Annotated in this window: 15 protein-coding genes; 2 read left to right on the top strand and 13 right to left on the bottom strand. The window is 64.3% G+C overall.

Translation table 11 applies throughout. The annotated features are described in order from the left end of the window. Positions 1-171: 171 nt before the first annotated feature. The 5 genes from ACQR1W_RS32475 to ACQR1W_RS32455 are packed head-to-tail and all read right to left on the bottom strand — an operon-like array spanning position 172 to position 5,559. Complete coding sequence (locus ACQR1W_RS32475; protein WP_434854581.1) at positions 172-1,206, bottom strand: ABC transporter ATP-binding protein; 1,035 nt, start codon at positions 1,204-1,206, stop codon at positions 172-174. Beyond that, positions 1,199-2,179: an ABC transporter ATP-binding protein gene (locus ACQR1W_RS32470; protein WP_434854580.1), complete on the bottom strand. Its 981-nt coding sequence runs from the start codon at positions 2,177-2,179 to the stop codon at positions 1,199-1,201. The genes ACQR1W_RS32475 and ACQR1W_RS32470 overlap by 8 nt, the downstream gene beginning before the upstream one ends. Then, a complete protein-coding gene (locus ACQR1W_RS32465) occupies positions 2,176-2,997 on the bottom strand; it encodes an ABC transporter permease (RefSeq protein ID WP_434854579.1) in 822 nt (273 codons plus the stop codon). Before ACQR1W_RS32465 ends, ACQR1W_RS32470 begins: the two co-directional genes overlap by 4 nt. Beyond that, positions 2,994-3,917, bottom strand: a complete 924-nt coding sequence (locus ACQR1W_RS32460; protein WP_434854578.1) for an ABC transporter permease — start codon at positions 3,915-3,917, stop codon at positions 2,994-2,996. Before ACQR1W_RS32460 ends, ACQR1W_RS32465 begins: the two co-directional genes overlap by 4 nt. A 52-nt stretch (positions 3,918-3,969) precedes the next feature. Further along, positions 3,970-5,559, bottom strand: coding sequence for an ABC transporter substrate-binding protein (locus tag ACQR1W_RS32455; RefSeq protein ID WP_434854577.1), 1,590 nt, complete (start codon positions 5,557-5,559; stop codon positions 3,970-3,972). 980 nt (positions 5,560-6,539) lie between these two features. Between ACQR1W_RS32455 and ACQR1W_RS32450 the strand changes: the two genes are divergently transcribed. Continuing rightward, on the top strand, positions 6,540-8,795 hold the full coding sequence (locus tag ACQR1W_RS32450) for a tetratricopeptide repeat protein (protein ID WP_434854576.1): 2,256 nt from the start codon (positions 6,540-6,542) through the stop codon (positions 8,793-8,795). A gap of 38 nt (positions 8,796-8,833) precedes the next feature. Here ACQR1W_RS32450 and ACQR1W_RS32445 read toward each other — a convergent pair whose 3' ends face one another. From ACQR1W_RS32445 to ACQR1W_RS32435, 3 genes are all read right to left on the bottom strand, one after another. Then, on the bottom strand, positions 8,834-10,159 hold the full coding sequence (locus tag ACQR1W_RS32445) for a lytic murein transglycosylase (RefSeq protein ID WP_434854575.1): 1,326 nt from the start codon (positions 10,157-10,159) through the stop codon (positions 8,834-8,836). Positions 10,160-10,295: 136 nt separating this feature from the next. Continuing rightward, the gene (pgm, locus tag ACQR1W_RS32440) at positions 10,296-11,936 is read right to left on the bottom strand and encodes a phosphoglucomutase (alpha-D-glucose-1,6-bisphosphate-dependent) (protein ID WP_434854574.1); all 1,641 of its coding nucleotides are present in this window, start codon (positions 11,934-11,936) and stop codon (positions 10,296-10,298) included. A gap of 325 nt (positions 11,937-12,261) precedes the next feature. Then, positions 12,262-12,750: a hypothetical protein gene (locus tag ACQR1W_RS32435; protein ID WP_434854573.1), complete on the bottom strand. Its 489-nt coding sequence runs from the start codon at positions 12,748-12,750 to the stop codon at positions 12,262-12,264. Between the two features lie 787 nt (positions 12,751-13,537). Here ACQR1W_RS32435 and ACQR1W_RS32430 point away from each other — a divergent pair. Continuing rightward, complete coding sequence (locus tag ACQR1W_RS32430) at positions 13,538-13,921, top strand: hypothetical protein (RefSeq protein WP_434854572.1); 384 nt, start codon at positions 13,538-13,540, stop codon at positions 13,919-13,921. Between the two features lie 8 nt (positions 13,922-13,929). Here ACQR1W_RS32430 and ACQR1W_RS32425 read toward each other — a convergent pair whose 3' ends face one another. From ACQR1W_RS32425 to ACQR1W_RS32405, 5 genes are all read right to left on the bottom strand, one after another. Next, positions 13,930-14,487: a hypothetical protein gene (locus ACQR1W_RS32425; protein WP_434854571.1), complete on the bottom strand. Its 558-nt coding sequence runs from the start codon at positions 14,485-14,487 to the stop codon at positions 13,930-13,932. Between the two features lie 14 nt (positions 14,488-14,501). After that, positions 14,502-15,677, bottom strand: a complete 1,176-nt coding sequence (locus ACQR1W_RS32420) for a zinc-dependent alcohol dehydrogenase (RefSeq protein ID WP_434854570.1) — start codon at positions 15,675-15,677, stop codon at positions 14,502-14,504. A 223-nt stretch (positions 15,678-15,900) separates the two neighbouring features. Beyond that, positions 15,901-16,332, bottom strand: a complete 432-nt coding sequence (locus ACQR1W_RS32415) for a hypothetical protein (RefSeq protein WP_008973518.1) — start codon at positions 16,330-16,332, stop codon at positions 15,901-15,903. Positions 16,333-16,482: 150 nt separating this feature from the next. Then, on the bottom strand, positions 16,483-18,621 hold the full coding sequence (gene mdoH / locus ACQR1W_RS32410) for a glucans biosynthesis glucosyltransferase MdoH (RefSeq protein WP_434854569.1): 2,139 nt from the start codon (positions 18,619-18,621) through the stop codon (positions 16,483-16,485). Then, complete coding sequence (locus tag ACQR1W_RS32405) at positions 18,609-20,114, bottom strand: glucan biosynthesis protein G (RefSeq protein ID WP_434854568.1); 1,506 nt, start codon at positions 20,112-20,114, stop codon at positions 18,609-18,611. Before ACQR1W_RS32405 ends, mdoH begins: the two co-directional genes overlap by 13 nt. Positions 20,115-20,537: the final 423 nt, after the last annotated feature.

Raw genomic sequence — 20,537 nt, 5'->3', positions numbered from 1 at the left:
GTCACGCGAGTCACCCTCGATGGATGAGTCCTTGACATGAAAGCTGGTCGGGTTCGAGGGCCGACCATTGATCTGGATCAAGCCGGAACGACGAGCTTCAGGTGCTGATCCGAGTTCCCGGCTATCGAGCAGGCAAGTTGGGCACGGGCGGCAGCAGACATGCCCGCCGCTCTAGGGATGTCCACTTGCGGTCAAGGCCAACGCCGTCTGATCGGTGATCTCGTCAGCTCGCCAGCATCGGACCATGTGTCCGTCGGGACGCGTTTCAAGCGGTGGGCCAGGCTCGCGATGACACCCGGTTTCGGCGTAACGACAGCGCGGGCTGAACGCACATCCATTCGGCGGACTTAAGGGATTGGGAAGCTCGCCCTTTGTCGTCGCGAGCGGGGCGCGGCGGAGCGGATCGGGAATGGCGGCGATCAGGCTTCGCGTATACGGGTGCGCGGGCCGCTCAAAGATTTCGCGCCAGTCGCCCGTCTCCACAATGCGGCCGAGATACATGACGGCGACCCTGTCGCTCATATGCTCGACCACGCCGAGGTCATGGCTGATCATGATGTAGGAGAGGCCGAGGGTTTCCTTCAATTCCAGCAGCAGGTTGATGATCTGAGCTCGGATCGAGACATCGAGCGCCGAGACCGGTTCGTCGCAGATGACGATCCTGGGATTGAGGATCAGCGCACGCGCAATGCCGATACGCTGGCGCTGGCCACCCGAGAATTCATGCGGATAGCGGTCGGCCTGTTCGGGCCGCAGGCCCACATGCCGCAACATCGTCGCAACGCGGTCTTCGATCTCGCTGGCGGCGGTCACGCCATGCACACGCAACGGGTCCTCAAGCGTACGACGAACGGTCTGGCGTGGATTGAGCGACGCGTAGGGATCCTGAAACACCATTTGCACGATGCGGGCCAACGTCTTCCGATTGCCCGCTCGCCGGCCTGTCACGACCTGTCCGTCCACCACGATGCGGCCGCGCGTCGGCGTCAGCAGGCCAAGGATCGAAAGTGCGACCGTCGACTTGCCGGAGCCGGACTCGCCGACCAGGCCGAGGCATTCACCTCGCTTCAGCCCGAGATCGACACCGTCGACGGCACGCAACAGCCTTCCGCCGCGGCCCAGTAAGCCGCCACCCACCGGAAAATGAACCGCGAGATCCTCAACGCTGAGAATGACGTCGTCCTGCCTCCCCAGGGGTTCATGCATGGTGATGACACCTGACCAAACCGCCGGCCTCCAGCAACGATGTCTCCGGCGCGGTGGCCCGGCACATATCCGTCGCCTGCGCGCAGCGCGGATTGAACCGGCACCCGTCGGGGAAAGCCGTAATGGCCGGGACGACGCCCGCGATCTCCTTTAGGCGCGTCCGGCCAAGTGCAGCGCGGCTGCCCAGCCGCGGCAGCGAGGCAACGAGGCCCTGCGTATAGGGATGCGAGGGCGTCCGGAAGATATCGGCCGAGCCGCGCTCCTCGACAATGCGGCCCGCATACATGACCGCAACGCGGCGGCAGACATTGGCGACCAAGCCGAGATCGTGGCTGATCATCAGGATTGCCGTTCCTCGCTCGGCGCACAAAGTCCGCATCAGCTCGATGATCTCCGCCTGTACGGTGACGTCGAGCGCGGTCGTCGGCTCGTCGGCGATCAGAAGGTCCGGATCACATGCGAGTGCGATGGCGATCATCACGCGCTGGCGCATGCCGCCCGACAGCTGGTGCGGGTAGTCCTTCACGCGTCGCTCGGGCGCGGGGACGCGGACTCGCGCCAGCGCCTCGACCGCCAACTGGTTGGCCTCTCGCCAGCTCTTGCCCTTGTGCAGCACGAACATCTCGGCGATCTGCCGGCCAACTGGCGAGACCGGGTTCAGCGCCGTCATCGGCTCCTGAAAGATCATGGCGATGCGGTTGCCGCGCAATGCCCGTTGCGCGGTGGCTGGAAGTCTCTGGATCTCCCGCCCGTCAAATCGGATGACGCCGCCGCCGACCGACAAAGGCGGCCGCAACAGGCCTATCAAGGCGAGCGCCGTGATGCTCTTGCCGCAGCCGGATTCGCCGACAAGGCCGAACGTCTCGCCACGATCGATGCGGAACGAAACACCCTCCACCGCGGGAACCTTACTTGATCCGTGGTTGAGATCGATGCGCAAGTTCTCGATGTCGATCAGCGGCGAGCCCGTCATGTCCGCCGGCTCCGCGATTGTGGATCGAGAATGTCGCGCAGGCCGTCGCCGAGCAGGTTGAGGCCGAGCACGGTCAGGAAGATGGCCAGCCCCGGAAAAACCGAGAGCCACGGCGCCGTCGTGATCTGGTCGCGGGCTTCCGACAACATGCTGCCCCAGCTTGGGTAGGGCGGACGGACGCCGAGGCCGAGAAATGAAAGCGAGGCTTCGGACAGCACCGCGCTGCCCATGCCGAGCGTGCCGATGACGATGATGGGCCCGAGCATGTTCGGCAGCAGCTGCGTGATCATGATGCGCAGATCGCCGTAGCCAAGCACGGTTGCGGCCTGCACATAGCCCTGGCTCTTGAGCGACAGCGCCGAGGCCCGTGCGATCCGGCAGGTGAAGGACCAGTTGGTCAGCCCGAGTGCGATCAGCAGGCTCGTCAGGCCTGGTCCCAGCACCGCCATGATGGCGAGCGCGAAGATCAGCGAGGGGATCGCGAGCATGAGATTGGTCAGCCCGTTGACAAAATCGTCCCACCAGCCGCCCCAATAGCCGGCGCTCAGGCCCAGTCCCACTCCGATGACGCTGTTGATGAGCTGCGAGACGATGCCGACCGTCAGCGAGACGCGCGCGCCATACACGACGCGCGAATAGATGTCGCGGCCCTGGCCGTCGGTCCCGAACCACCAGAGCCAGCTCGGGGCCTCCTCCGCATTCATCAGGTTGGCGTCCAGGACAGGATCGGCGTGCGCCAGCCAGGGCGCGAGCAGGCCGACGAAGATTGCAAGCGCGAACAGCGCCCCACCGATGATGAGATTGGCACGGAGCTTCATGCGTATCTGATCCTGGGATCGATCACGCCGTAGAGCAGGTCGATCAGCAAGTTGATCGCGAGAAAAAACAGCACCACGACGAGAATGGAGCCCTGGACGGCGGGAATGTCGCGCTGCAGGACACTGTCGACGAGCAGTGAGCCGATGCCCGGCCACGAGAACAATTTCTCGACGACGACCGCCTGTCCCATCAACGCGCCGAATTGCAGGCCTGTCGTCGTGAGAATGAGGACGAGCGCGTTGCGCGTCACGTGCCACTTCACGACCCGGGTCTCGCTCATGCCCTTCGAGCGCGCCGTGCGGACAAAATCAGCGGTCATGATCTCGAGGACCGCGGCGCGCGTCGTCCGCGCCAGCAGCGCCATCGGCGAGACGCCGAGCGTCACGGCCGGCAGGATCAAATATTTGAGGCCGCCATCGCCATAACCGAAACTCGGCAGCCAGCCGAGTTTCAGCGCGAACAGGTACATCAACAGCAGACCGAGCCAGAATTTGGCCATCGACAGCCCCGACACCGCCACGACCATCGCGGCCGTGTCGACGATGCTGCCTGGCCGCAAGGCAGAGATGAAGCCGAGCGGCACGCCGATGACGATCGCAAACGCCATGGCCGCAAATATCAGTTGCAACGTTGGCCCGGTCCGCTTTGCGATCATGGTCGTGACCGGCTCGCGCGTTCGGAATGAGGTTCCGAAATCACCGGTCGCGAGATTGGCGATGTAGGAGCCGAACCGCACGTAGACGGGCTGGTCAAGCCCGAGCTGCGTCTTCATGCGCGCCTCGACCTGCGGATCGCTGTCATCGCTCATGGTCGACACGATACTGCCGGGAACGACGCTGAACAGGGCAAAGACCAGCAGCACGACGGCGAGGACGGTCGGAATGGTCTGCAGGATTCGACGGATCAGAAAGGAGAGCATCGACCTTTTTTCTTCCCTCTCTCAACGTCTATTGCGATTGAGGGAGTGCGTGTCACTTCGCGGGCGAGGTCTCGTCGACCCAGAGGTCCTCGACGTTCTGATGCGTCAGCTCCGTCGGGTTCAACTGAACCCCCTTGAGCCACGGCTGCACGGCCATGACCGCCTTGTTGTAGTTGAAGAACCAGACCGGCGCCTCGTCATAGAGCAGGGCGTTGGCCTGCTGCAGCAGCTGGCCGCGCCTTGCGGCGTCGTCGGTCTGCCCGGCCTCGTCGATCAACCTGTCGAACGCGGTGTTCTTGAAGTTCATGTAGTTGCAGGCCGATTGTGGCGTCGACGAGTGGAAGCATTTGAGCGCGGACTGAGGGTCCGGACCGCTCTGTTGGGAATAGATAAAGGCCTGGTAATCGCCGGTGCGAATGACTTCCGCCAGGACCGCGGTCTCGACCTGCTTGACCTTCACCTTGATGCCCACTTTGTCCAGCATCGGGATGACTGCCGTGACGATCGGCAAGCCCCAGCTTTCATTCTGGCTGGTGGTCCATTCGAATTCAAAGCCTGCGGGATAGCCGGCGTCGGCGAGCAGCTGTTTGGCCTTGGCGGGGTCGTAGGGGTAGGGCTTCATGGTCTTGTCGTAGAGGGGAGAGGTCAGCGGCAGCCAGCTGGTGGCGCGATAGGCCTTGCCCTTGACCAGTTTGTTGATGATCAGGTCAGTATCGATCGCATAGTTGATCGCCTGCCGGACGCGTTTGTCGGCGAACGGCTTGAATGCGGGATTCATCCCCATGTAGCGCGTGAAGACCTCGGCGACCTCGACGATGGTGCCCTTGAGATCGGGGTCGGCCTGATAGGCGACATATTGCGCGGGCCCGAGCACCGAGGTGTCGATCTCCTTGTTGCGGAAGGCGATATCGCGTGCCGCGGCCTCGCCCATCACCGACACGATGATCTTGTCAGCGTAGGGCTTGCCGGGCTTGTAGAAGCGGTCCCATCGCTCCAGGACGACGCGCGATCCCGGCACGTGCTCGACAAATTTGAATGGCCCAAGCCCGATCGGCTTCTGGAGGAAGCTCTCCTTGCCGCCTTCGTCGGCCGGATAGATCGACGTGAGCGCGGTGAAAAAGTAGAACCCCGGATCGACTTTCTCGGTCAGCTTCATTTCGAGCGTGAAGTCGTCGATCTTCTTCAGGCCCGAGATATCCTTGGCTTGCCCTTTCTCGACTGCGGCCGCGCCCTCGATGATGCGAACAAAACGTGCGCCGGGATAGGCCTTGCTGCCGTCCATGATGCGTGTGTAGGACCAGATGATGTCGTCGGCCGTCATCTTCCGGCCGTTGTGGAAATAAGCGTCGTCGCGCAGCTTGAAGGTATGAACGAGACCACTGCCCGAGACGGTGTCTTCCTTGGCCAGCTCCAGAACCGGCCTGCCTTCAGCGGAATTCCAGATGTAGAGCGACCGATGCAGGGCTTTGGCATAGATCTCGTCCTGGGCCCGCTGTGTCGTATGAATGTCCATGCTGGTGAAGCTTGAGCCATAGGGCGCCGTCATGCGAATGGTGCCGCCCTTGCGCGGCGTCTGGGCCTCCGCCGTGCCGGACAGCGCCAGTCCCAAACCGGCCACGATCGCGATCGTCTTGAGCATCATGTTTCCCCCAACACTGCAGGAACATTCCGATCAGGAGTTGACCACTCGCAGCGCATCTGGCGCAAGGGGGACATCCTGAATTTGTTAAGCCAGCACTCAGATACAAATGACCGTTGCCGGCGCTCGCCGCCGCAACGGGCTCATTGCCTCGTTGGTGATCGCTGGATGCTCATGGCTTGAGCGAGGGTTGGGATCTTGGGCGAAGGTTGCGTCCCCCTCATCTCAAGACAGGACGCCTCGTTGCGCTATCGAGGCTGAAGTGTGCGCTTTAATTGTGGAGCCGTTGCAGCAACGGCTCCATCTTGAAAGGTCTCGTCCGTATCGCCATTCCCGACGTTTGCGAAATGGCCGGCAATCGTCGGCCGTTGCTATGGCCTGGGAGACCCATGTGCGAACGGCGCCTCAGTTTTGCGCCGGTTTGGTGTCTATCCGAGCAAGGGACAACCTGGGAGGGTTCTGGCGAGCCGACGACCAGGGACAGGCTTGGCGGCCAGCATAGCGCTACGGGGGGCAGGATCATGGCCAATGACGATGTGACCAAATGGGGCGAAACCGCCGGTGTGCCGTTGTCGCCTGAGCAAGTCGCGAAAGTACTCGTCAACAATGGCGTCGCGCTCGGCCAATCAGGGCGGAGCGAGGAAGCGGTCGCGGTCTACGCGGATGTGGTGCAGCGGTTTGGCGCCGCGAACGGTCCCGTTCTACGCAAGCTCGTCGCGCAGGCGCTGTTTAATGAAGCCATCATGCTCGGCAATCTGGGCCGGACCGCGGACGAACTCGCCGTCTATGAGGATCTGATCGGACGCAGCCGCGACACGAGCGACGTCATGTTGCGGGATTTGGTCACACGGGCGCTTTTCAACAAGGGCGTCAGGCTCGGCGAGTTGGAGAGAAACGACGAAGCGCTCGCGGCTTATGAAGGCGTGGTCGGGCGGCTGGGGGCCGCGACCGAGCTTCCCGCGCGCGAGTTGGTTGCGATGGCGTTGCTCAACGCCGCGGTCATGTTCCGCCGATTGGGGCAGACCGCACACGCGCTCGCGAGATATGACGACATCGTCATGCGGTTGGGCACCGCAAGCGAGTTGCCGCTGCGCGATCTGCTAGCGATGGCGTTGGGCAGCAAGGCCGTGACTCTTGGCGAGGCAGGGCGGATTGACGAGGAGATCGCGGTTTATGAGATCATGGTCCGGCGCTTCGGGGCCGAGAGCGAACTCCCCTTGCGCCGTCAGGTGGCATGGGCGCTCGGCAACAAGGCGGCCAGGCTTGGCCAGACCGGGCGAACCGAGGACGAGATCGCGGCATGGGCGGAGATCGTTGAACGGTTTGCGATGGCGAGCGAACCCTTGTTGCGCGTTCCGGCGGCGGAGGCGCTGTTCAACACGGGGAATAAGCTCGGCCAGATCGGGCGGCCCGAGGAGGCAATTGCAGCCTACGATGAGCTGCTCGCGCGGTTTGGCCGCCCTAGCGAACGTTACATGCGCGAACAGGTCGCGAGGGCGCTCGTCAGTAAGGGAGGCATGCTTTCCCAGATCGGGCGGAGCGACGAAGCGCTCGCGGTCTATGACGAAGTGGCTGAGCGGTTCGGGACGGCAAGCGAACCGGTTCTGCGCGAACTGGTCGCGAATGCACGGCAGCACAAGATGAGCAGGCTTCGCCAGCTCGGACGCAGCGAGGACGAGATCGCGGTCTTCGACGACTTCATCGGGCATCTCGGGACAGAGAACGAACCGACGATGCGCCAGCGTGTGGCGACGGCGATGGTCCACAAGGGCGTTCGCCTTGCCGAGTTGGGGCGGGACGAGGAAGCGCTCGCGGCCTATGACGACGTGGTTGAGCGATTCGGAGCCGCCACCGAACCGGTACTCACGGAGCATGTGGCGTGGGCACTCTTCAACAAGGCTGTCAGGCTTGGCCAGTTGGAGCGGAGGGAGCACGCAGTTGCAGTTTATGACGAGCTGATCGCGCGGTTCGAGACCTCCAGCCAACCGGCCTTGCGTGAGCGGGTCGCGAAGTCGCTTTACAACAAGGGAGTCGGCCTCGGCGAATTAGGACGCAGCACCGAAGCGGTCGCGGTCCATGATCAGGTGATCGGTCGGTTCGGAACAGCGGCCGAGCCCATCTTGCGCGAACATGTTGCGAAGGCGCTCGTCCATAAAGGCCTGCGGCTCGGCCAGCTTGGGCGGCTCGACGAAGAACTCGCGGTCTATGACGAACTGGTCGCGCGGTTTGGAACGGCGAGCGAACGGGTGTTGCGTGAGCAGGTCGCCAAGGCCCTCGTCAATAAGAGTATCAGGCTTGGCCAGATCGGGCGCAAAGATGAACAGATGGCAGCCGATGAGGAAGTGCTTCGGCGGTTCGGGACCGCGAGGGAGCCGTTGTTGCGCGAGCAGGTGGGAATCGCACTCTACAACAAGGGAGTGAGGCTCGGTCAATTGGGAAGGAGCGAGCAGGCGATTGCGATCTATGATGAAGTCGTCGCGCGTTTTGGAGCTGCGAGCGAACCTGTCTTGCGTGAGCACGTGGCGAAGTCGCTCGGCAACAAGGCGGCCAGACTAGCCAAGATGGGACGGAACGACGAAGCGGTTGCAGTCTATGACGAAGTCATCGCACGTTTCGGAGCGGCAAGCGAACCGGCGTTGCGGGAGCACTTGGCGAAGGCGCTGGTCAACAAGAGCGTCAAGCTCAGCGAAATGGGACAAAAAGGCGAAACGATCGCCATTTATGACGAAGTGATCGCACGCTATGGGACCGCCAGCGAACCGGCGATGCGCGTGCGGGTAGCCAAGGCGTTGGTCAGCAAGGGCATCAGGCTTGGCGAAATGGGCCGTAACGAGGAAGAAATCGTCGCTTATGACGAGGTGGTCATTCGGTTCGGGACCGCGGCGGAACCGGCGGTCTGTGAGCAGGTTGGGTGGGCGTTATCCAACAAGGCGATTAGGCTTGCCCAGAAGGCCAGGGCCGAGGAAGCGATCGCGGTTTATGACGATCTCATCGGCCGGTTCAGCACCGCAAGCGAACCGGTGATGCGTGAGCAGGTGGCGAAGGCGATGGTCCATAAGGCTGTCAGGCTCGGTGAATTGGGACGGGGTATGCAGGAGATCGCGGTCTATGACGATGTGATCGCGCGGTACGGGGCCGCCAAAGAACCGGCGCTGCGCGAGCAGGCGGCGAAGGCGCTTCACAACAAGGCTGTCGCGCTTCGGCAAAGGGCAGGTAGCGCTGCCGGAATCAGTCTGTGACTGCGTGATCTCGAGCGTTTGTGAGCGTATGCCCTCGTCTAGCGCGTGGCCGTGGCCGCAGGTGCGGCCTGCGCCCGTGGCGCGCCGCGCATGCGGGCCAGGAGCTCCGCGGTTGGCCAGGAATCGGCCGGCAGGCCGAACTTCAGCTGCATCTCCTTGATGGCCGTGCGGCTCTGCTGTCCGAGCACGCCGTCGACCTTGCCGACGTCGTAGCCGGCGCGGGTCAACAACTGCTGCAATTCCTTGATCTCGTTGAACGGCAGTTGCGCGACCGCGCCTGCAGGCCGGCGCATCGGCGGCGCACCGGCGATGCGGGTGGCGAGATAGGCCGCCGTGGTCGAGTAGATCAGCGAGTTATTCCATTCGGTGTAGGCGCCGAAATTGGCATAGGCCAGGAACGCCGGGCCGTTGCGTCCCATCGGCAGCAGCACCGAGGCTTCGAGCGCGTCGTTGGGCAGCGGCCGTCCATCCGGATAGGTGACACCGAGGCCATTCCATTTGCTGCGCGGCGCCTTGACGGTGAGATCGGCCTGCTCGAAGGGGAAGCTTTGCGGCACTCTGATCTCCTCGAGCCACGGCTCGCCGCGCCGCCATTTCAGCCCGGTCGCGATGTAGTTCGCGGTCGAGCCGATCACGTCAGGCGCACTGTGCAACAGGTTGCGCCGGCCGTCGCCGTCATAGTCCACGGCGTAGGTGACGTAATGCGTCGGCAGGAATTGCGTCTGGCCGAGCTCGCCGGCCCAGGAGCCGAGCATCTCGGAGGGCGCGAGATCGCCGCGGTCGATCACCTTCAGCGCGGCGACGGTCTCGTTCTGGAAGCGCTCGCTGCGGCGGCAGTCATAGGCGAGCGACACCAGCGACGGCAGCACCGGCAGGTTGCCCATATTGGCGCCGAAATCGCTCTCCAGGCCCCAGAACGCGGCGATGACCGCCGGCGGCACGCCATACTCCTTCTCGGCGCGGGCAAACGCCGCCGCATAGGTGCGGATATGCTGCTGGCCGTTCTGCATCCGGTAGTTCGCGGCCATGCGGCCGGCGAACTCGGTGAAGATCTGGCCGAACACGCGCTGGCCGCGGTCGCGGTTGACGATGCCCTGGTCGTAGGTGAGGTAAGGGGACGCTTCCGCGATGGCCCGCTGCGAAACGCCCTCGGCGACCGCGCGCTGCTTCAGCTCGGCAAGGAATTGGGCAAAGCTCTGGCCGTTGTGGCAGGCCGCTGTACGCGCCGGTGGGGTCCGGACCGGCCGCGGTGCGACGGTCCCGTCTGGAGCCGGAGCGAATTGTGCCGATGCGGCCGATCCGAAAGCGATCCAGGTTGCGATGATGGCGAACGTGGTTCGCAGGCTGCAGAAACGGCTTCGCATTCGGTCTCACCCGGCGGCGGTTAATCCTTGTGAGACAAGGAATATCCGACCCGCGGGGAAAGGGAAAGGCGAGGGGGCGAATAGCGAACAGGGAGTAGCGAATGGGGGAAGAGAAATCCCTTCGCCACTCGCCTCTTCACGCCACCTTGGCGAGCGCCGCCTGCGCCTCCTCCTGGATGCGCTTCAGATGCGCCGCGTCGCGAAAACTCTCGGCATAGAGCTTGTTGACGTCCTCGGTGCCCGAGGGGCGCGCGGCGAACCAGCCGTAATCGGTCTCGACCTTGATGCCGCCGAAGGACTGGCCGTTGCCCGGTGCCTTGGTGTGCACCATGCGCACGGGATCGCCGGCGAGCTCCTTGAGGTTCAGCTTCTCTGGCGTCAGCGCCTTCAGCGCGGCCTTCTGCGGCGGCGCGGCCGGCACGTCGATGCGCTCATAGACGGGGGCGCCGAGCTCAGCCGTCAGCTCTTTGTAGAGCTCGCTCGGATCGCGGCCGCGCTTGGCCATGATCTCGGCGGCGAGAAGCCCTAGGATAATGCCGTCCTTGTCGGTGGTCCACACCGTGCCGTCGCGCTTCAGGAACGAGGCCCCGGCGCTTTCCTCGCCGGCGAAGCCGAACGATCCCGAGCCCAGACCCTCCACGAACCATTTGAAGCCAACCGGGGTCTCGACCAGCTTGCGGTTCAGCTTGCGCGCGACGCGGTCGATGATCGAGGAGGAGACGATGGTCTTGCCGATCGCGGCATCCGCGCGCCAGTCCGGGCGGTGCGCGAACAGATAGGCGATCGCGGTCGCCAGATAATGGTTCGGGTTCATCAGCCCGCCCGAGCGGGTGACGATGCCGTGCCGGTCGGCGTCGGTGTCGTTGGCGAAGGCGACGTCGAATCTGTCGCGCATGCCGATCAGGCTCGCCATCGCGTAGGGCGACGAGCAGTCCATGCGGATCTTGCCGTCCCAATCGACGGTCATGAAGCGGAAGGTCGGATCGACGCGATCGTTCACGATCTCGGCGTTGATGCCGTAGCGCGCGATGATGGGGTCCCAGAAATGCACCGCGGCGCCGCCCAGCGGATCGATGCCGATCTTGACGCCAGCGGACTTGATCGCGGCGAGATCGACGACGTGGGCGAGGTCTTCGATGTAGGGCGTGACGTAGTCATGCAGATGCACCGAGCCCTGCTTGCGGGCCTGCGCATAGGTGATCCGCGACACCCCGGCGAGCTCATTGGCGAGATAGACATTGGCCTGCCGCTCGATCTCGCCGGTGGCGTCGGTATCGGCCGGGCCGCCATGCGGCGGATTGTATTTGTAGCCGCCGTCCTCGGGCGGATTGTGTGACGGCGTGATGACGACGCCGTCGGCGAGATGCGCGGTGCGTCCCTTGTTGTAGGAGATGATCGCATGCGAGACCACCGGGGTCGGCGTGTAGCCGCCGTCCTTGTCGATCATGACGTCGACGCCATTGGCGGCGAACACCTCCAGCGCGCTCGCCAGCGCCGGCTCGGCCAGCGCATGGGTGTCGATGCCGATGAAGAGAGGACCGTCCAGGCCCTGCTGCCGGCGGTAGTCGCAGATCGCCTGCGTGGTGGCGAGGATGTGATTTTCGTTGAAGCCGGTCTTCAGCGACGAGCCGCGGTGGCCCGAGGTGCCGAAGGCGACGCGCTGGGTGGGCTCGGCGGGATCGGGCTTGAGCGCATAATAGGCCGTGATCAGCCTCGGGATGTTGGCAAGCGCAGCTGGAGCGGCGGGCTTGCCGGCGGCAGGGTCAATCTTGGCCATGAGACGTCCTTCGCGACTTAGAAAACATCTGCTGCAGCATCTGGTTCCGCTGCGGCTGGCGCACGCCAGGCAAGGGGACCTCCCGGCCATTGAGGAAGCCGGGAGCGCCCACCATGGCTGGCCCGCGAAGGACGATCAATGGCGAAAGTGCACCTCCATGCGGGCCCGGTCCGGACCGCGCGAGAGCATGATCCGGAAAAGTGCGAAGCGGTTTTCCGAAAAAGATGATGCTCAATCAAGACCTCGAGCGCGATGGTGATTCGACCCAACCCCATCGCGCTCTGGTCCTCGATTATCGACGCCGCGCCGAATACGCCACCGATATTCAATCGGTAAATTCGAGAATGAAGTGGCCGAGGCCGGTCGACTTGGCGGTGAATGTCACCTGCTTGCCGGCATAGGCAGCAAGCGCGCCAACCGCAAATTTGATGACGGCCTTGCCGGCCCCCTCGCTCCCGACCGGCTGACCATCCTTCATGATGAGGGTCGCGCCGCCCTCCGCCATTTGTGTCACCGCGAAGCCGCCAGCGATCCGATGGACGCCACCGGCGAATTGATAGACAGCTTTCGGACCGTCCCACTCAGCGACATTGGTCGCGGTGTAGACCGCGCCCTTCATTGCGCCATCGACTGCCAGGCAGGAAAATTGCGTGACCGCCAGACTGTGTCCGCTTCGGTCGCCAATGGGTTCGGGGATCGAGGGGCCAATCACGTTGCATTCGTAATGCGCCAGCAGACCTGCCTGTGCGCTCTCATTTGCTGCGATCAGGCCGAGCGCTGAGCCGATCATAACCACCATCATGCGCTTGCTCATGGGTCTCCTCCGTGTGCGGTGAACCGGCGTCGGCCGTTGCAGTTGCGACATTCTTGCCGCTGCCGACCGGCATGCTTCATTCACGCCCGAAATGGACAGCGCCTGCGCCTCGCACTCTTTGATTTAAGTCAGTGCGCTGGCTGTCTCTCGAGGACTGCGGCGCTGGGCCAGCAACAGGAAAATCATGCCGGCCGGCGCGGCGATGAGAGCGCATTAACCACGCCACTGGACGGCGCGGCCGCATAAGCCCGGATTTAACGCTTGGCAGAAGAGATTGGAGCCCGCGCAAACGGGATCGGGTGCGTCAACAATTGGGGGCAATACTTTGAGAGCGCTTGTCATCGGCGCCCTGGCGTTGACAGTCGCCGGGTGCAGTCATTCGGCGCCACAGCAATCTGCTGCGCCATGCGTCACTCTGAACAATACGGCCTGTACGCCTGAGCCGGCTGTTGCCCCGCGCAAGGACGTGGAGGGTGCGCAGCGTCGGTCCGCCACAGTCCATCACGTCCGGTCGGCCCGCCGCCATGTCGCTCGACACCGGCACCGCTCCGTAGCAGCCGGCCAGATCAGCCGCACGGCCGATCACGCCAGGCCGCGCGCGGACGCCGTCCAGCCGCCATCATCCACCCGGGCTGCCACATCGGCTTCCCCCGCGGTGTCACCGCCACCAGCGCCGCCATCTCCGCCGCAGCCGCCGCAGGCTGCACAGTCCATCCCGCCGCGACCGGCCGATCGGGCTGAAACATCTCCAGCGGGCAGCGCCAATCCAACCAAGATTCAGGAGCAGGTGGCGGTCGCGACCGCGCTCGCCGAGCGCATGACCGCGATCGCGTCGGCAACGGTCCCGCCGCAAGCCGGAGAGAAGCCGAAAGCACGTCTGGTTGCGGTCGTGATGGCAGGACCGAACGTCAAGGCCGTTTCGGAGTTGCGCGGCAAAGTGATCGCGATTGACGATCGCAATGCGGCCTCGAATGGACGGATCACGGCGGCGATCGCCGCGGCTGGTGCGCCGGAGGTGCTGGTGCTCGAAGGCCAGTCGACCGCCATCAGCCGGCTGCTCAGCGGCGAAGTCGCCGCCGCCGTCGTCGCGCTGGTATCGCCGGAGGCTGCGGAGGCATTTCCGAAAATTGCGGGCCTGACGTTGTTTCAGGTGCCGTTGCCTGCACAGTAGGACCGCAATCAGAATGGTGCGGGCTCGCGTTGGCCGATGCCCGCACTCGCCGGCTGCGGCAATGCAGCTCCTTTGACGGCCTGAAGGCCCTTGGGGAAGCCGCTGCGGTTGCTGTAGTCGCGTTTGCGCCCGCGCTTCGGGTCGTGCTGCTTGCCGACATCCTGCGCCGCAATGTAGTCGAGTGCGGTGATGCTGCCGACCATGATCATCGCCACCAGCACATTGCCGGCGCGGCGGTTGCTGAAGCGCAGCTCCGAGGCCAGGGTCGCCATGTCGAGCCCGTCGCCGGCGACGCGGCTCCACATCCCGGCCTTCTTGTCGACCGAGAGCGACATGACCCCGGCAAGCAGTTCGCGCACGCCATAGGCGCGGATCAGGCCTTCACGCCCTTCCATGCCGAGCGTGCGGGTGACGCGATGCGGCGCGAACAGCTCGAGCGAGCCAAGCGCGATGCTGAACCAGCCGAGATTGCGCGCCAACCGGTCGGCCGAGGTCAGCGAGCTCGGGCCGCTCGAGACGACTTTCGGGTCTCCCTTGGAGCGGACGTAGTTGGACAGATAGAACATATCGTTGGATTCCCTTACGGCTTCAGCACGACTTTGACACAGCTGTCCTGCTTGTCGCGGAAGACGCGGTACATCTCGGGTCCGCGCTCCAGCGGCATGGTGTGCGTGATCACGAAAGACGGATCGATCTGGCCGTCCTCGATCCGCTGCAGGAGATCGTCGGTCCAGCGGTTGACGTGAGTCTGGCCGGTCCGGATCGTCAGCCCTTTGTTCATCAGCATGCCCATCGGGATCTTGTCCGAGAAGCCGCCATAGACGCCGGGGATCGAGATGATGCCGCCGGGCCGGCAGACATAGATGGCCTCGCGCAGCGCATGCGGTCGGTCGTTCTCCATCATGAACATCTGCTTGGCGCGATCGAGCACGCTGTCCGGTTGCGCGACGCTGACATGGCTTTCGAAGCCGACGGCGTCGATGCATTTCTCCGGCCCCTTGTTGTCGGTCAGCTCGTTCAGCCGCCCGACCACGCTCTCCTTTTCGAAGTTGATGGTGATGGCGCCGGCCGCCTCGGCCATCGAGAGCCGCTCGGGGAGGCGATCGATCGCGATCACCTGCTTGGCACCGAGCAGGATGGCGCTGCGGATCGCCATCTGGCCCACCGGCCCGCAGCCCCACACGGCAACGGTATCATCCGGTTCGATGTCGCATTGCACGGCGGCCTGCCAGCCGGTCGGCAGGATGTCGCTGAGAAACAGCGCCTGTTCGTCGGACAGGCTGTCCGGCACCTTGATGTGGGTCTTGTCCGCGAACGGTACCCGCAGATATTCGGCCTGGCCGCCCGGATAGCCGCCGGTGAGATGGGTGTAGCCGAACAGGCCTGCGGTGGTATGGCCGAACACCTTTTCGGCGATCTTCTTGTTGCGGTTGGTGGTCTCGCAGACGGAGAAATTGCCGCGCCGGCATTGCTCGCATTCGCCGCAGATGATGGTGAAGGGCACCACGATGCGGTCGCCCTTCTTCAGCTTGCCGTTCACGCCGGAGCCGACCTCGACCACCTCGCCCATGGTCTCGTGGCCCATGATGTCGCCGGGCATCATGGCGGGGATGTAGTTGTGGAACAGATGCAGGTCGGAGCCGCAGATCGCGCAACTCGTCACCTTGATGATCGCATCCCGCTCATGCTCGATCTCGGGATCGGTGACGGTGTCGCAGCGGATATCCTCCTTGCCGTGCCAGACCAGCGCCTTCATGCAAACCTCCGCGCGAACCAACCTGCGAGGCAAGTCGGTGCGGAGCGGAAGGTTGCAAATGGCCACGGGTTTTTGCCCGCCGGCTGCGCCGGCCTGCCGGGGAACTAGCGGTTAAGGCAGCGGATTGTTGACGCCGAGCACGAACTGCTTGCAACAGCGCGTCGCAGGCGCTCGCTGCTTGCGCCGACGATGAAGGTCGTGCCGACGAACGAGGGAGGCGGGCCTAAGCGGCCTTCTTTGCAGCCTTCTGGGCCGCGTCCTTCTTCGCGGCTTTCTTGGCGCCCTTGCTGGTCTCTTTGCCGGGCTTGGCAGCGGCTGGAGCCTGTGGCTTCTCGGCCTTTTTCTCGGGCGCCTTTTTCTCGGCTGTCTTTTTCTCAGCTACTTTGGGCAGCTCGGCGGCCGCGGCCTGGCGCATTGCGCGGGCATAGCTGTCGGCGGCGTTGTCGGCCGAGAGCAGCAGCCGGCGCGCCGCGGCATTGGCCTGCTCGATGACCTCCCGCGCCAGCATCTTGTAGCGTTCCTTGGCGTCCTTGTCCTTGGCCTTGACAGCCATGCCGGTGAAGCGGTCGCGCCGCTTTTTTGCAGCCGCCAGGATGGTCTTGTTCTGCTGTTTGGCCAGTTGCCGGATCACGGCATCAAGGTCGGCATCCGCCATGGTTGTCCTCAATCGTCCCCAAGAATCGTCAAGAATCGTCGCGAAAAGGGTTTGTCTCGAATCAGCCTCATCAACGGGCCGAAAACGCGCGCGACTATGCAATTGCGAGCCGCGCTTTGCAATCGGGGCGGAGGTATGGCGAGCCTTGGCTCAAATATCCGCAGCTTGCAGCGTCATGAGCCGCTCAAGCGTCACGGGATCGTTGAGCACGGCGAGCGTCTCACGGCGGGAGAGAAATCCGATCGCCTGCTCGAACCCGTCAGCATCCGCAATCCTCGCCCTTGCGGTTGCCAGGTCGACGTCGATCGCGCCCGGCTTGCGCGGCCGGGGCGGCGGCAGGGCCTGCAGATGATGCCGGAAAAGCTCGGCGTTCTGCCGCAGCTCGACCAGCGCAGCCCCGCGCCGAAACGGCGGCGCTTCCGCAAGCTCTCTAGCACGGATCAGCACCGGCGAAGGAGCGCGATCCTCCGGCGTCGTGAACAGGCGCGCGCCATTGCTGCGGCTTGATGTGATGAAGCCGATCGGAATCGCCAGGACCAGGCCGGCGATCACGGGCGACATCCAGGCCAGCAGCGGCAGGGAGACCGCATAGGCGCTTGCGGCCATGGCCACTCCGCAGGCGGTCGGCAGGGCGAACTTGCGATAGATCTCTTGACGCGTCACGCCGCCGTCGCTGCGGCGCTGCACCTGCCAGCCGGCGTCGCGGCCCAGCAGGATCTCGATCACGGCAACCGACTGGAAGATCATCATCGACGGCGCGATCAGTGCTGCCAGCACTGTTTCTGTCAGAACTGCAATGCACAGGCGCAAGCCGCCGCCAAAACCGTGGCGCTGCGTGCGAATGAACAGCGTCGCGATGCAGGCGAGCAGCTTAGGGATCAGGAGCAGGCCGATCGTCGCGGCAAAGACCTGCGCGGCGAGCACGGGATCCTGGGCCGGCCAGGTCGGAAATAGCGCAAAATCCTTCGGAAAATATTCCGGCCTGACGAAGTTGGCCTGCAGCGAGATCAGGATTCCGAGCACGAGGAAGGCGAGCCACAGTGGCGCGGTGACATAGGCGCCGATCCCGGTCAGCAGATGCAGTCGCGACACCCAATGCAGGCCGCGGGCGGGCAGCACGGCGAGATGCTGCAGGTTGCCTTGGCACCAGCGCCGGTCGCGCGCGGCATAGTCGAGCAGCGATGGCGGCACCTCCTCGAAGCTGCCGCCGAGATCGACCGTCATGTAGATGCCCCAGCCGGCGCGGCGCATCAACGCGGCCTCGATGAAATCGTGGCTCAGGATATGGCCGCCGAACGGCTTGCGCCCCGGCAATTCCGGTAAGCCCGCATCCTGCGCGAACGCGGCGACGCGAATGATCGCGTTGTGGCCCCAATAATTCCCTTCCGAGCCGTACCACCAGGCATTGCCGGCTGCGATCACCGGCCCATAGAGCCGTCCTGCGAATTGCTGCAGGCGGGCGAACAGGCTCTTGGCGTTGACGATCACGGGAAGGGTCTGGATCAGCGCCGCCTGCGGTGCGTGCTCCATGGCGTGAACCAGCCGCGCCACGCTCGCGCCGCTCATCAGGCTGTCGGCATCGAGGATGATCATGTAGTCATAGGCCGCGCCAAAGCGACGGACCCAGTCGGCGATGTTGCCGGACTTGCGGGCGGTATTGTCGGCGCGGTGCCGATAGAACAGCCGGCTGTCACCGCAGGTTCGGCGGAGCGCAAGGAATGCTGCCTCCTCGCCGATCCAGATATCGGGATCGGTGCTGTCGCTGAGCAGGAACCAGTCGAAGCGCTCGGCCTGTCCGGTCTCTGCCACCGACTCGACCATGGCGCGCAGCCGGACCATCACGGCGTCCGGGTCCTCGTTGTAGGTCGGCAGCAGCATCGCCGTGCGACTGGAAACCGCGGGCAGGGGACCATCGATGTCGATCGCAATCGTGTCGCGCCGGCGCGCAAATATGACACAGAAGCCGGCCAGCGCCGAAACGAAGGCGAAGGCAATCCAGGCGAGAAGCACGGAGAACAGCACGAGCACCATGCCCTCCAGCACGGTGACCCCGCCGACTTCGACCACCTCATACATCCTGTAACAGCCTGCCGCGGTCAGGGCCGCAGTGCCAGCCAGGATCAGGCCGCGACGGAACGCGACGCGTTGCCGGTGCCCGCTGTCGGCGTCTTGCTTGCCGCGCGCAGCCTGATGCAGCGCGACCGGCTCCATCGCCAGCGGCGCCTCGGTGGGAAGGAAGCCCGCGATGTCACAGCTTTCGCGCGGCTGCGCTGCGGTCACGGTGTCCATCGGTAGATCCAGATCTCCGAGACGGGCTTGTCGTTGGCCACCAGTTCCGCCCTGAGCTCCACGGGTGCGTCGTTGACGGCGCACTGGAAGCTCAGCCGCCAGCCTCCCGTTTCCGGATTCGGCTGCGCGACGACGTTGGTCACCTCGGCTTTCTCGGCGCTGACCACGCCCTTCACGGTGTTCGGGTCGAGGTCCTTCAAGGCGTCGCCTTCGAGTTCGAGCACGAACAGCCTGCCTTCGCCGCGGGCGGCGACCCCGGTGCGGGTGAAGCGCGCCAGCGTATGCGTTTTCGGGGCATCCGGACCCCAGTGCAGGCGGTAGGTCATGTTGTGCTCGCCCTTGGCCGGGAGCGGCGTCTTCGGCCGCCAGAACGCGGCAATGTTGTCGTGGATCTCCTGCTTGGTCGGAATCTCGAACAGCATGACCGCGCCTTCGCCCCAATCGCCGATCGGCTCGACCCAGAGGCTCGGTCGTTGTTCAAAGCGCGACTCCAGGTCCTGGTAGGCGAAGAACTTCTTTTCCCGCTGCATCAGCCCGAAACCACGCGGGTTGAGATCGTTGAACACGCTGACCTGCAGGTCGCGCGGATTGCTGAGGGGACGCCAGAGCTGCTCGCCCTTGCCGTTGAACATCGCAAGCCCGTCGGAATCGTGCACCGCGGGCCGGAAATCGTCCGTATCGCTGCGATCGTTCGGGCCGAAGAAGAACATGCTGGTCATCGGCGCGAGCCCGGGATGGGCGATCTCGACGCGCGGATAGATCGATGCCTCGACATCGAACACGGTGGTGTCGCCCGGCCGGATCGTGAAGCGGTATGAGCCGGTGGCGCTCTTGCTATCAAGCAACGCGTGCACCACCATCGCCGTGGCTCCGGCTGCCGGCTTCTCGAGCCAGAATGTCTTGAAGACGGGGAACTCCTCGCCTTTCGCTTCCCCGGTATCGATCGCCAATCCGCGGGCCGAAAGCCCGTAGATCTCGCCTTTCGCGACGGCGCGGAAATAGCTCGCGCCGAGGAAAACACAGACCTCGTCGTAATAGTCCGGCCGGTTGATGGGGGCATGAATGCGGAAGCCGGCAAAGCCGAGATCGGCCGCAGGCAGAGGTGGGACCTGTGGCCCGAACGAGAAGTCGTCATGACGATAGGCCACCGGCGCGGCCTGTCCGTTCGATACTTCGTAGATGTCGACCCGGTCCTTGTACATGAAGCCGCGGTGGAAGAACTGCACCTGGAACGGCAGCTTCTCATCGCGCCAAAGCGCATGCTCCGGCAGGAATCGGATCGAGCGGAAGGCGTCGTAGTCGAGCTTGGCCAGCGCGTCCGGCAGATGATCGTCCGGGGCGGCGAACGGCTTTCCGGCCAGATTGCGCGCGAGGTCGCGCACCTGGGAGGCATTGAATGGCTGGCCCGACGCAGCGGCCGCGGAGGCGCTGCGGAGCAGCGATGTGGTGATCGGGATCGCAGCCGCAGACTGCACGAACTGACGGCGGTTCACGGGACTCTCGCTTTGCTGTGCGGAACGGCAAAGCAACCGTTCTGGAAACCCTGGGTTCCCGAACGAAGTGACGGCGGCGCGATCGCGCCGCATCACTTGCCATCGTGTGCCGTCCGCCGCGCCGAGCAAGTGCAGCAATATCAAGCGGCTCGGCTGCAGGCTTGCCTGCCTCATGCCCGTGCGGGGAGCAGGTTGGTACGATTTGCCGCAGGTCGTCCCTGTGCTCGGACCGCGGTATTTTCCCGCAAAACGAGTGATAAGGCGCTGCGCTTATCTGGAGGAGAGATGGCGCGAAGCGTGCATCGCGAGACTGGGGCGTCATGCCTGGGATTGGGATGACAGAGACAGCGTGCTGCTTTTCGCCGATGTCGTCCCGGACAAGCGAGCGGAGCGAGCGCGATCCGGGATCCATACGCCGCAGCG

This window comes from Bradyrhizobium sp. HKCCYLS1011 (assembly GCF_051167795.1).
Lineage (GTDB): Bacteria > Pseudomonadota > Alphaproteobacteria > Rhizobiales > Xanthobacteraceae > Bradyrhizobium.
This window is presented reverse-complemented; position numbering and strand designations above follow the sequence as displayed.